Here is a 13,465-nt window from a genome sequence, read left to right as displayed (position 1 = left end):
TGTTCATTTCCTGCTTCGAACATACACTAGCCGGAATATTCCTGTCAAGGAATGCATTTGACAATTAGATGAACATGCGAAAAAAAAGGCTGAACTAGGCTAAGCCATGTTCAACCTTTTTTGACGGCTGTCTTGATCGATACAGAGCTCCATCAGCTCATCCATAATGGTTTGCCGCCCAATAGGCGTCCAGCTCATTACGAACCAATTTTGTATGAGTTTGGCATTATCATTCGGTACGGCCGGTATACGATTCCATGTGCTTGTCTGTATCATTCGCTGGTACATCCTCTCGCTGCCTGCGAGCACATGATGCTTATGTATAAACAAATGCTCGGTTTCTAAAATAGGCATAGACTCTGGCAGCATTTCCTGTCTCCAAATATCGCCGATTCCCGGAGCGCCTGGCTTCAATGCCAGATCACTATAAAGCAATTCATTTAACGGATGGCCTGCCGTGCCTTGAATGCCAATCATCCGATGATTGACCTGCATAACCGTCACCCGGCGATCTCCCAAAGCTTGCTGCAGCGCCTGCTTGACCTCCGCAGTCCGCATCTCCAAACGGGTTAACGTTTGAGCCGCTTCACTCTCGCGGCCAAGAAGCTCTGCAATTTTCAAAAAATTGCGTTTCCAGTCCCATACCGATAAGTCGAGAATAACCGGAAATGCGATTTCTTTTAAGGTCTCACGGAAATCCATTTGATAATGGTCGGCGATAATAAGGTCGGGGGCAGAGCGCTTCAACTGTTCCCGTTGGCTGCGGAACCGTTCCGCATACTCCTTCTCCCCTAATCCGGGATAATGGAAGAGATCAAGCACGCATACTGGCTCAATCCCTAAAGCTTGCAAATATTGCTGGAAATCCAGTGAAGAGGCTACTGCTACTCTTAGCGTCTCCCGCTTCATATAGATAGTAGGAGACACGCCCACCATACGCTGGAACATTCGGCTGAAATAAAACTCGCTGCGAAATCCGACAGCGGCAGCAACCTCCTTGACACGGTTATGATTTTTGCTCAGAAGCTGCTTCGCTTTGTTCATTCGAATCGTGCCCAAATATTCCACAGGAGGGCAACCGGTAACTTTAAGAAACAGACGGGAATATGCGACTGCCGGCATCCCCGCAGTTTCTGCAAGCTTTCCGATATTTATTTTGTCCGTATAATGCTGCTCCATATAAGCAATGCTTCGGTTAATGCGCTCATCGCTTTGCTCAGCTGGCTCCGGCGCACTCTTGATTATCGCTTGGATAAATTGTTCCAGCTGCAGCCGGAGCGATAACCGGTCCTTATTCCCCTCTTCCCTGCTGCTTTCGTACATTTGAAGAATTCGCTGCAGAATCTGCTGAGGTTGAGGAACAGGTATTTTACCGGGAAGAAGAAAACCCGACAATGATATTGAGCTGGACAAAATCATGTTTCCTTTACCTTTTACTAGCGTTAACGGCTGAAAAAACACACCGTAGTATGCAAAACCGCCGCTTTGCTCCGATATCTCCACAACCATGCCTGGCACCAGCAAAAACAGCTCGAATGGACGAATTCTGCACAGTGCGCCATCTATGAGAACAACGCCTTCCCCTTCTGTAATAAAGCATAATAGATAGACAGGAATCCGATAGGCGCGAATGCCCGGCTTGCCCGCGAAACTTCTCTTGCGCACCGATGAGAATAGGTAGAGTGAATGGGTATGCGTGGAATGAGGCATCATTTAGCAAAAATAACCTGCCTTTCGTAGAGCCTTAACCTTTTCCATTTATTATAATGCTCTACGGCGAATCAGCAAAGTAATCATATATGGCGCGCCTATCAATGCAGTAATTAACCCCACAGGGATCTCAAATGGCGAAAAGAGCACTCTCCCCAGCAAATCTGCCAGCATCACGATGAGCCCTCCGAGTAGTGCGGCAACCGGCAGCCTTTTCATACTCCGCGTGCCTACCAGATGTGAAGCCATATGCGGAGCCATCAGCCCGACAAAAGCAATCGTTCCGGCCATCGAGACGGCTGAGCCTGCCAAGCCTACACTAAATAAGATGAGTAAAAATCGGACTCGTTCGAGCCGTATCCCCATGCCAATTGCCGAGCTGTCACTGAGCAGCAGTAAATCCAATGAACGTGTATATAACATAAGCAGCACAAATAAAATAACGATCCATGGAAGCAGCGGCCAAAAATGCTCCCACGTCCGGCCATATAAGCTGCCGGCCATCCATACAAAGGCTTGGGATACGCGGAAAATTTTGCCCACTGTCAGCAAGTACGTAATAAGCGCGCCTGCCATTGCAGATATGCCAACGCCAACCAACAGCATGCGCTCGGTTGAGCTTCCTTTTTTCCAAGAGAGCCTGTAGATGGCTAACGCGACCAGAAGCGCACCCCCAAAGGCAACCCAAGGAAGACGGCTCATTGGAAAGGAAGGGACAAGCACCAGCACGGCTACCACAGTGGCAGCGGCGCCTGCATTCAGTCCAATGACACCAGGCGATGCCAGCGGATTACGGGTAACGACCTGCAGGATCGTCCCTGACAAGGCTAAGCCGCAGCCTGCCAGAAATCCGGTTAGCACCCTTGGCAGCCGCACCTCGCGAATCGTAAATGCAAATTCATCATTCCCCATGCCTATAGCTGTCTGGATGGCGTCCATAACAGTCACATTTCTTTCACCGATAGTAATGTTCAAAAGAAGCACAACTACATTCATGACAAACAACGAAATAACGATCCACAGCCAGCGTCCCTTTATAATAGAAGAAGTTATGTCGTCCCATCCTTTCTCTGAGCCAAATAAATTAAAAATGGCGCTCCGAAGAAAGCAGTGACGACACCTACAGGAATTTCTTGTTCAGGCAGTACAAACCGCGCGCCAATATCCGCAAGCAGCAAAAGCAGAGCGCCGAGCAATGCGGAATAAGGGATAATCCAACGGTAATTCAGTCCTACAAGGGAACGTGCAATATGCGGAATAGCTAGACCGATGAATCCGATAGGACCAGCGATGGCAACCGCGCTTCCTGCAAGCAGCACAATAGCGACGATACAGATTGCTTTAATAAAAAACACGCGTTGACCAAGTCCTTGCGCCATTTCCTCTCCAAGACCGATCACATTCATATGATTGCTTAGGCCAAACGCACAAACCAAACCAACCAGCATATAAGGAAGCACCTGCATAAACAATTGCAGATCCCGTCCTGTAAGCGAACCAGCTAGCCAAAACCGCATCGTATCCAAAGATTGTTCATTTAATATAAGTATCCCTTGCGTTAGGGACGTGAGCAAAAGGTTAATCGTAGCGCCGGCAAGGACTAGCTTGACCGAAGTCAATGAATCTCTGCCAAGCGAACCAAGCAAAAATACCGATGCGCCTGCAACCGCAGCGCCGAGTAACGCCGACCAAGAGAAAACGGCAAGCGAGGTGGAATTTAATACAATAGAAGCGATAACTACTGCTAAAGCAGCTCCGTAGTTCACTCCGAATAGTTCGGGGCCTGCCAGCGCGTTTCGGCTAAGCGCCTGCATCAAGCAGCCGGCAACCGCGAGCGATCCGCCTACCGCCGCGGCGATCAGTGCCCTTGGCAGCCTAACGGATCGGATGATCAGCTGCGCTTCTTGGGAAGCATCGTAAGACCAGAAAGCATTGGACACGGCGCGTAACGGAATTTGTACAATTCCAAACATAATACTTCCAACTAAGGCAGCACCAACAAGAATAATAAGAACAGCCACTCCCATCAATCTGGGCTTCACTTCCCATACCTCCAGCACATGATTGTCAAATAAACGAAGAAAGATTGGGTCGCCACTCGGACGGCCCAATCTTTAATTATTTTACAAGAAATGTTTGCAGATCATCGACGACCTTATTCACTGCTTGAATGCCAAGACCGCTCATCCAATATTCCCAATCTACCGCATGGACGCTATTGTTTTTGACCCCGTTCAAGGAAGCCCATAGCGCGCTTTTTTCAACCTTGGCAAACGCATCCGGCTCTCTGTTGAACCAAAGGATCACATCTCCATCCAGATTGCTCATTTGCTCTTCAGTCACGTCCTTGGAGAAACCTTCGATGTTCTGTGATTCGGGACGAGCAATGCCAGCGTCACTCATGATGGTTCCAGCGAACGTATCCTTCAAATAAATTTGAATTTTGTCGGCGCGTGGACGGAATAGCGATACCGTCTTGCCTTTATCAGCTAATTTTGATTTTAACTCCGTTATTTTAGCATCGTAGGCTTCCTGCAGCTTTTTGCCTTCTTCCAGCTTGTTCACTGCCTCAGCATGCAGCTGCAGGTTGGCTTTCCACGTTACGCCTAACGTTTCTACGAATACGGTAGGCGCAATTTTTGCCAGCTGATCGTGTATCGCATCATGCGTATCCTTGTTGCCGATAATCAGATCAGGCTGTAATGCATCGATCGCTTCCAGATTAGGCTCATTGACCGAGCCGATGTTCGTAATTCCGTCTGTCCCCTTCAAGTAAGCCGGATAAGGATCTCCGGCAGCTAGAATGGATGGCGCTCCGACAGGCGTAATCCCTAGCTCCAGCAAATTATCAAGCGCGCCGATATCAAGCACGACGATTTTCACCGGATTAGCTGGAACTTTCACGTCTCCGTATGCATCTTTGACCGTCCGCTCCGTTGCTGGCTCAGTTGATGCTTCGGAGGTTTCCTCTCCCGCATTTGCAGCGTTGTTTACTGCATTTTTTTCTGTGCCCGATTCGGCATTGCCGCATGCAGCCAACACCAAAATCATCAGCGCGATAAGGGAAAGCGATACCCCTAATTTAAAATTTCGAATTCGATTGCTTAACAACATTCCTTTATCCCCCTGTGTCTAATTAAGAATGATAACCATTATTAATAAAATAGCCTACATGCTATAACGCTGTCCATGCATAAACTTTTTCATTTCATGTACTATTTTTTCATTCAGTAGCTATCTACCCATAAATACCCATTTTTCTAGCTGCTATGCCGTGATAAGGGATTGGCCACCTGGTGGATGCGGAGCTCTGTATCCGGAAACAATCGGCGTGCAGTCAATTGTTCTACCCCGATCAAAGGCTCAAATAAATAAAATTGGCTGTACCGCTCGTTATGCTCAGGGAATCGCATCTGATATTGTTCAATCAGAAGACGAGCCTTGTTCCAAAACGTGATTTCATCCAATCCGAACTGCTCCTGCAGGAAAATAGCCAGCTCTCCGAGATTAATAAAAAAGAATGCATCATGCACAAAGTCGCGTACAGCGGAAAAATCCGGTGTCTCGATAAACGAATTGCGATTAATCCGCTGATGATATTCAGGAGTTTGAACCAGATCCGGGCAATCCGCAGCATCGCTCAGCCCGTCCCTCGTAAACCGGATGCCATCATGGAAATCTTTTAGCGCTACGCGGACCGGCAGCCCTTCCCGGTGGACAAGCGCCATGTTCTGGGCATGTGATTCCAAAGCGAGCCCGTGCGCATATAAAAAATGAATGATCGGGCTGATGCTTGCCTTCAGCAGCTCATCAAGCCAGCGCTCGATTCCATAACGTTCAATCCAAGGGGCGATAAACGGCCTCTCATCCGTATCCAAGGCGCACAAAGCGTTAAACGGAATCGCCGATTCTTCGTTTTCCAGCTGCGTATGTATGCTCTCCCGCCAAATACAAGCGAGCGCCCCATAGGATTTAGGCTGCAAAGGTGAGGGAATATGGCTGTTGTCATAGGAGATGCCAGCGACCTCGCCTAACAAAATGACACGTAATTCGTCGCGCAAATAGGGGTCATGACTCGTTATCCGCTTTAGCCAGTCCGTAATAATAGGCGCATTCGCTACCGTATGAGGGGCAAGGACTCTTCCCGTCGACGTATTCAAAATGCTGAGCGGCAGCTTGAGATATGCTTTGCTCGGCGCGGTGCGATTAGCCAGCGTACGAATAGACTGCTGGGCGGTATATAACTCCACCGCACTGCCAAGCGGCAAAATATGATGATTGTGAATGTCGGATGCAAGCACCGAAGTTAAAATAACTCTCCATTGCCATGGATGGACAGGCAGCAAAATATATTGATCGGGGTCAACGCCAGCCTGCCGGATTCGAGCGGTAAACTTATCCAACGCCTGCTCGCCCAATTGATCTTGAAGCCACTTTGTTGAACCAGGATTCGGAGTGCCGAAGGAATGGCTTATTTGAGCGCGCTCACGGCGGATAGCTACCCATAGCGGAGCAATAGGCTCGGCGAATTCAGGTCCAAAAGTCTGCTGATCCGACATGTCAAAGCCGATGCGCGACTTATAGCTCGGATGGTAGGGATGTCCGTCCATTATGCCGCTTTCCCAATCATCATAAGGCAGCTCATGCAAGTTTAGCTTTTCTTGATGGCGCTTGTACTGAGCCATCGTATCGTTAATCAAGGTCTGCTCCAGCTCTTGTATAAAATGCAATACCTTCTGCTCATCGGCGCCGATTGCGCCCGCAATCTCCAGCAAGAAGAGCCCGATGGATTCTGCCTCCGAAGCCGATTCTTCTGCCTGCCTTATGACAGGTCCTTTATTCAGCCTAATGCGGCCGAATGTATGACGCCGCGTACCATCGAAGGCGTATACAACCGGCTGCCCCGATAAGCTCATTCCTGCAATGGTCCATGTTGTACCAGCCACTCCATCCATCACGGTGTGGGCAACAATGTCCTCAAACAGCATCGACTCTACCAACTGGCGAAAAATTCGCCTTCTAACGGTTACGTAGTAAGGCGACAGCATCGCTGCCTTATAGAAAGTAAACCTCTTATGTGTTGCCCGCTTGTCGCTGGACGTATCTTGCTCGCTGACGATCCGCACCTCTCTCACTCCTCGCTGTATGAATAGCGCTCTAACCAGTAAGCATGAAGCGGATTGCTTACACGGTGAACACAATCGATCGTTCCATCATCAATTCGGCGTCTGGCTAATTGCTCTACCTCGATTTCGGGTGTAAAAACATCAAAACAATCAAACCGGCTCTGCAGCTCAGGAAAATCTTTTTGATACGCGATAACGGCTTCCGCCGTCACTGCCCAAAAACGGCGTTCCGCAAAGCCGTAATGCTTCTCCAAGAAAAACGCAATCTCAGAGAGATTGATGAGAAACAGAGCGTCAAGCAAGAAATCAGTCAGCTCCTCCGGCCGATCCTTCTCGATAAACGAGTTTCTGTTCAAGCGCTGGTGATTCGCAGGCGGATATTCAATCGCCGGATACCCTAGCGGATGAGGCACACTCGGTGAATAACGTATGCCGTCATGAAAGTCTTTCAGCGCAATACGCCGGGCAATCCCCTGCTTCATCATGACAATCATATTTTGCCCATGCGACTCCAAAGCCGCGCCGTGCGCATACAGTAGATGGACTAAAGGCAAGACTGATACTTGGATCAGCGTCTCCAGCCACTTTTCAAGGCCATGCTCCTGAACCCAAGAGTCAATAAAGGGGCGCCCATGAAGATCCGTATGAACGAGAGCGTTAAAGGGAATCGCTTCTTCACCCGGCTCCAAATAAGGATGCAGGCTTTCCCGCCATATGGCGCCAAGCGAGCCGTAAACCTTTTGCTCCAAAATATTCGGAAGCTTCTGATGGTGATAGGACGCGCCAACCACTTCTTTGAGCACGATCACTCTCTGCGCATCCCGTAAATAATCATCGCCCGCTACCACTTTACCGAGCCAGTCCGAGATGCGCGCCGCATTCATAATCGTATGCTGGGCTAAGATCCTGCCCGATGAGGTGTTCGTTATGTTGAGCGGCAGCTTAACGTAAGCCTTCCGCCGGTCGCTCCTATTGGCCATAGTCCGTATCGACTGCTGCGGACGATACAGCTCATTGCCCCTGCCGAGGAAGATCAATTCACCGGTACGCATCTGTTCAACGAATTCTGTTGCAATAACATGGTCCCACTGCCAAGGATGAACGGGAATCATGATATAGTCCTCGGGGTCTTGACCGCGTGTTTTGATCATTTCGTTGAACAAGCCGTAATCCGATTCCAGCTCGCAAGCCATATAAACCTCATAATCCAGTGCTTCCGATACCGAGAGCTTTGCGGCGCTGCGGCGAACCGCCGCCCAAACAAGCCTGACATCCTTTTTGAATTCAGGCCCATAAGCCGCATTATCGCTTAGCGTAAACCCAATTCGCGATTTGTAGCAGGGATGGTACGGATGACCGTCCATCAGGTCGCCTTCCCATTCGTCGTAGTCCGTCAGCTTTGAATTTTGCGGATTCTTGCTCAGCTGAAGAGACATCGTATCCTTCAAAAGCGTCTGCTGAATTTCATCGATGAAGGAAGAAAGCTTATCCTCCTTTGCCGGAATGGAAGTGGACATCTCTAGTAAAAATCGGGAAAGTGATTCCGCCTCTCGCGATTCTCCTGCTGCAACCCTTATAACAGGCTCCTCTGACAGGCGGATGCGTCCAAAGCTCCATTTTCGCGAGGCCTTGAACCGGTATTTTACAGACTCCCCCCGCTCGCTTACCCCGTGCAGCACATACTCGGCTTCCGCTTCCCCGCTAACGACTGTGTCTACTAAAATCCGTTCGTACAAAAATGACTCTATCAATTGCCGAAAAATGCGCCGTCTGACCAAAATGATCTCATCCGACTGTACTAATGACCAAGCTAGTTCGCTCATGCTCCACCTCCAAAGTAAATGCCAAAACCGCTGCATGCCGCCGAATCAATGCTTCTGCTATTCCAAATAAATATGCTCCGGATGCGGATGACTCAAAAAATCATGGTGGGATATCGCCCAGCCGTATGCCCCCGCAAACTCGAATAGCAGCACATCACCTGCACGCACCTGCGCCACTTCAACGTCCTGGGCCAAAATATCCTTTGGCGTACATAATTGGCCAACAACGGTAATGGCGGCTTGGGTAAGAGAGGGACGCTCATAGGAGTGAGGCCAATCATCAATCGGAACCAGTTCGAATGGATGGCTGTGCTGCCAAGATACAGGCAGGCGAAAATGATGCGTGCCTCCCCTGACAATGACGTAAGACTTGCCATGGTTTCGCTTGATATCCAGCACCTCAGCGGCATAATAACCGGTGGAAGCCGTAATATAGCGGCCGCACTCAAAGAGAATCGTCAAACCATCGCTTTTCTCTTTCACTACCTCTTGCTCCAATCCATTTACAAAAAGGCTCCAATCAAACTGCTGCTCCAGCTCGGAATAGTTAACGCCAAGGCCGCCGCCTGCATTCAAATAACGAAGCTCGAGGCCATACTCTTCTGCCCACTGCCGCGCTATTACGCAATAATATTGGACTAATTGCACATGCTGCGCCGCATCCAGATTGTTGGATAAGGAATGAAAATGAAATCCTTCCACCCGAATATGCGGAAGCTCCTTGATATGCTCCATCACTTGCGGCAATTGCGATTCGTCAATGCCAAACTGCGTAGGGCGTCCGCCCATCGCCAAGGTAGCTTTAGGAAGCGGCCCTTTTAGGTTAATGCGCAGCAAAACCGAGGCAGTTCTGCCATAGCGGCCTGCGATCGCATTTAGCTTGTTCAATTCATGGACACTCTCGGCATGGATCAATTGCACATTATGCAGCAAGGCGCCTTCCAGCTCAGCCTCTGTTTTGCCGGGCCCGCCGAACAGAATCGGAATATTGGGAGACACTTGGCGCACCTTCACCACTTCCCCGAGAGAAGCAACCTCGAAGCCATTCACAATAGGGGCAAGCGCCCGTAAAATCGTTTCCTCCGAATTGGCTTTAATCGCATAAAATAATTTGCAGAATTCGGGCAACGAACGTACCCGGTCCGCGGTTTGCTTCCGCAGAGCGGTCATATTGTGCAAATACGCACAGAATGGTCCGTTCTGCTGCTGCTTCCGCTCACGTATGACATCAGCAATCCGCGCTATCTCTTGCTTTTGTCCCGTAAACGTTATAGACATAACCGGGTCCCCTTCCCTGCAGCTAGCGCCTTTGTATACAGCTCGGCCGCACTCGCGATATCCTCAACGGCCATACCCATCGGATTCAGTACAATAATTTCGTCATCCGTCTCGCGACCAGCCTTGCTGCCAATAAGAATCTCGCCTAGCTCAGCGTGCAGCTGCTCGCGAGAGAACTTGCCTTCAAGCACCAGCTGGTTAATCACCTTCTTCTCCCTGTTCGACTGATCCCAGTCATCTACAACGACTTTATCCGCTTGCGTGAACACATCCTTGTGTAGATCCATGATCGAAATGTTGCTGACAAACGTGCCTTTTGCGAGCCATTCAAAAGGAATATGCGGCGCGGATGCTACCGTTGCGGTTACGAGAACCTCCGCCTGACGTACGGCTTGCTCTGACGTTTCTTCGATTTTAACCTCGACATGATTGAATTTATCGCCAATCTCCTGGGCTAGCTGAAGTGCCGCAGCCGGTTTTAGATCGAACAAGTGAACGGTGTGAATCCCCTCAAATTGTTCAAGCAAGGAATTGATTTGCATCTTGGCGATAACGCCGCACCCAATTACAGATACTACGCCAAATCCTTCTCTAGCCAGAAGACGTGCCCCGATTACCGTAACGGCAGCTGTGCGCATGCTGCTGATCAAGCTGCCTTCCATAACGGCAATGGGATAATTGGACTCGGGATCATTCAAAATAATTAACGCGCTTGCCCGCTCTCTGCCTCGTTTCGCGGGATTATCATGCTTGCTGCCTATCCACTTTAGGCCGCTTACGTTAACATCTCCGCCTACATAAGCCGGCATTGCGATAATCCGATCGGCAATATGGCCTTCATTGCCCTCCATTCGCAAATATGGCTTAAGCGGCTGCACGTACTCGCCTTTGCAATGCAGCATAAGAGCCCTGCTGACAGCAGCTACATATGGCGCCGAATGCGCGCCGCCCAAATCGATAATATCCTGCTTGCTTAAATACAAAATCTCTTGCTCCTCAGTAACAACCATTCTCCATTCACTCCCTGATTTAAGTTTGATAATTAGACAACTTCAACATGTTCCGGCAGCGCATTTACCCATTTTTCGTCGTATACGCTGTCAAGATAACGCTCTCCGCGATCTGGAAAAATAGTAACCACCTTGGAATTCGGCGGTATGGTAGGCAGCAGCTTTTGCAGCGCCGCAACGATGGAGCCTGTTGAGCCGCCTGCAAAAATCCCTTCACGCTCCATTAGCAAGCGGCAGCCTATTACCGACTCACGGTCATCTACGTGAATGACATGGTCGATTTCTCCCGGCGTATACAATTCGGGAACGCGATTCGCACCGATTCCTGGCAGCTCGCGCTGGCGGGATGGCGTTCCGAAAATAACGGAGCCTACCGCGTCTACCGCAACGATTTTGACATTCGGATGCGCTTCCTTCACCCTTCGCGAAACGCCAAGTATGCTGCCTGTCGTACTGACCGCGCAGACCAGATAATCGACTTTATCGCCCATTTGCTGTACAATCTCCTCGCCCGCTCCATGATAGTGTGCCTGCCAGTTAAGCGGGTTGGCATACTGGTTAATCCAATAGGCATGTTGATCCTGCTCCACCAATTCCTTGACTCTGCGGATGCGGGTTTGCAGGTAGCTTCCTTGTTCGTCAGGTGTTTTCACCATGTCCACGTTAGCTCCCAAATACGTAATCAAGCGCAGGTTGGTCGACGTTATTTTGGGATCGACAACGCAAGTGAACTTCAAACCGTATCGCTTAGCAGTCATCGCTAGCCCAATCCCTAAATTGCCTGATGTACTCTCGATGATATGAGTGTTCTGCTTTATGGTTCCATTCTTCAGCCCTTGCTCGATAATATAACGGGCTGGACGATCCTTCATGCTTCCGCCGGGATTCATCATCTCCAGCTTGGCATAGACCGATGCTCCATTCGGAGCAAAGAGAGAACCCAAGCGAACCAATGGCGTTCGTCCGATACAATCGATAATGCAACCAGCTGCCTCGGGCAACTTTTCCGTTAACTGCAAAGAACTTTTTTCCATAAGTACACCAGCTTTCCTTCGGTTTTTATCGCTTATTTTCGCGTAAGTGATAATGATTATTATTTTCATCACAAACACATGCCCATTATGATATCCCTTTTTGTGCATGTCAACATAAAATTTTCCATGGATAATTTTTAATGTTTTCTAATTGACAATGATTATTATTCTTGATAGTCTGGATTCGCAAACCATATCCCCCATCGGAATAAGGCAGGTGTGTTTACGTTCATGCAACAACCGTCATGGAGAAAGAATGCCAGAATTTTATGGGGAGGCCGTTTTTTAACGAGTATGGGATTGACGGGGATCAGTCCATTCATTCCTTACTACTTGGAAAATCTAGGCGAGAATAGCCCAGAGAATGTCCTTCTTTGGACAGGTCTTGCCCTTTCCGCGCCAGCTGTATCCTACGCTTTGCTCACCCCCTTCTGGGGAAAGCTTGGCGATCGCTGGAGCCGGAAATGGATGGTCGTCCGAGCGTTGCTCGGTCTCGCAATGAGCATGTGTTTAATGGCGGTGGCGCAAACCCCTTTGCAATTTTTTCTGTTTCGCTTATGCCAAGGCGCTTTCGGCGGCATATCGGATGCAAGCAGCGCCTTTATCGGCAGCCACGCCCCTCGCAAGGAACAGGGACTTGCACTTGGCCGCTTGGAACGCGCATCCGCAATGGGGCTGCTCCTAGGGCCATTGCTTGGAAGCTTATGCGTCAGCACCTGGGGAAGCCGCCCCTTGCTGTTTATTACCGCCGCCTTGACCGGACTGCTTGGCCTGCTTTCCGCATTCGTATTATCCGACAAGGGCGAAGAGAAGACTGTGAAAGCGGATGCGGATGCCAAGAGCAGCGGCGTTATTAACGCTTTTCTTTCCTTGTTCCGACAGCCCGTTGTCAGACGCTTTGTCGCAGCAGGGATCTTGTTTAAGCTAGCTGATTTTTCCATATTCGCGATTTTCACCCCATTTATTCGCGAGATGTTCCACTCTCCCGCCAGTGCCGCAGCGACTGTCGGCATCCTGCTTGCCGTGTCCTCGCTAGGGGAATTGATCGGCGCTCCATGGTGGGGCAAAAGAAATGATCGCAGCCGTCTCGAGCGCAATCTCATCATGGCCGGTGTATTATGCGCCATCTGCTTAGCTGCTCAAACGATGCCATTTGGGATAGCTTGGCTGTTGTTTGTCCGTTTTTTCCAAGGGTTCTTTTATAGCGCCCTGCTGCAAACCGTCATGCTTAGCGTCTTACGATCCTCCTCCGCCCATGATCGCGGAGTGCGGGTCGGCGCTACGAACAGCCTGCTGATGATCGGCCAAATATCAGGCCCGTCTATCGGTGTATTTATTGCTGCCCAAATCGGGCTGCCATCCGTTTTTCTCGTCATGGGAGGCGTCATGACTGCGGCATCGCTGCTGCTCTGGCAGCTGCCAATGCAAGCGAAGCAGCCAAAAGTTCAACTGCCATCTAAATAACCAATCGAAGGGAGCCTGAG

Annotated in this window: 10 protein-coding genes; 1 reads left to right on the top strand and 9 read right to left on the bottom strand. The window is 49.7% G+C overall.

Features of this window, described 5'->3' with window-relative positions:
* Positions 1-99 precede the first annotated feature (99 nt).
* The 9 genes from ADU23_RS16125 to sbnA all read right to left on the bottom strand — a co-directional run bounded on the left by ADU23_RS16125 (position 100) and on the right by sbnA (position 11,981).
* A complete protein-coding gene (locus tag ADU23_RS16125; protein ID WP_053374660.1) occupies positions 100-1,713 on the bottom strand; it encodes a helix-turn-helix domain-containing protein in 1,614 nt (537 codons plus the stop codon).
* A gap of 48 nt (positions 1,714-1,761) precedes the next feature.
* Positions 1,762-2,706 (bottom strand): FecCD family ABC transporter permease, encoded by a 945-nt coding sequence (locus ADU23_RS16120; protein WP_053377667.1) that lies wholly within the window; start codon positions 2,704-2,706, stop codon positions 1,762-1,764.
* A gap of 53 nt (positions 2,707-2,759) precedes the next feature.
* Complete coding sequence (locus ADU23_RS16115) at positions 2,760-3,737, bottom strand: FecCD family ABC transporter permease (RefSeq protein WP_053377666.1); 978 nt, start codon at positions 3,735-3,737, stop codon at positions 2,760-2,762.
* Positions 3,738-3,828: 91 nt separating this feature from the next.
* Positions 3,829-4,824 carry an ABC transporter substrate-binding protein gene (locus ADU23_RS16110; protein WP_053374659.1) on the bottom strand — a complete coding sequence of 332 codons (996 nt, stop codon included), beginning with the start codon at positions 4,822-4,824 and terminating at the stop codon, positions 3,829-3,831.
* Positions 4,825-4,970: 146 nt separating this feature from the next.
* A complete protein-coding gene (locus tag ADU23_RS16105; RefSeq protein ID WP_231637416.1) occupies positions 4,971-6,836 on the bottom strand; it encodes an IucA/IucC family protein in 1,866 nt (621 codons plus the stop codon).
* Positions 6,837-6,841: 5 nt separating this feature from the next.
* Positions 6,842-8,659 carry an IucA/IucC family protein gene (locus tag ADU23_RS16100; protein WP_053374658.1) on the bottom strand — a complete coding sequence of 606 codons (1,818 nt, stop codon included), beginning with the start codon at positions 8,657-8,659 and terminating at the stop codon, positions 6,842-6,844.
* Between the two features lie 57 nt (positions 8,660-8,716).
* A complete protein-coding gene (locus ADU23_RS16095) occupies positions 8,717-9,937 on the bottom strand; it encodes a type III PLP-dependent enzyme (RefSeq protein ID WP_053374657.1) in 1,221 nt (406 codons plus the stop codon).
* Positions 9,928-10,947 (bottom strand): 2,3-diaminopropionate biosynthesis protein SbnB, encoded by a 1,020-nt coding sequence (gene sbnB, locus ADU23_RS16090; protein ID WP_053374656.1) that lies wholly within the window; start codon positions 10,945-10,947, stop codon positions 9,928-9,930. Before sbnB ends, ADU23_RS16095 begins: the two co-directional genes overlap by 10 nt.
* A gap of 32 nt (positions 10,948-10,979) precedes the next feature.
* Positions 10,980-11,981: a 2,3-diaminopropionate biosynthesis protein SbnA gene (gene sbnA / locus ADU23_RS16085; protein ID WP_053377664.1), complete on the bottom strand. Its 1,002-nt coding sequence runs from the start codon at positions 11,979-11,981 to the stop codon at positions 10,980-10,982.
* A gap of 231 nt (positions 11,982-12,212) precedes the next feature.
* On the opposite strand from sbnA, the gene ADU23_RS16080 reads away from it, so the two are divergent.
* A complete protein-coding gene (locus ADU23_RS16080) occupies positions 12,213-13,445 on the top strand; it encodes an MFS transporter (RefSeq protein ID WP_082311116.1) in 1,233 nt (410 codons plus the stop codon).
* Positions 13,446-13,465: the final 20 nt, after the last annotated feature.

The organism is Paenibacillus sp. FJAT-27812 (assembly GCF_001273905.1).
GTDB lineage: Bacteria > Bacillota > Bacilli > Paenibacillales > Paenibacillaceae > Pristimantibacillus.
The sequence above is the reverse complement of the archived record's forward strand: the minus strand, read 5'-3'. Positions and strand labels throughout refer to the sequence as shown.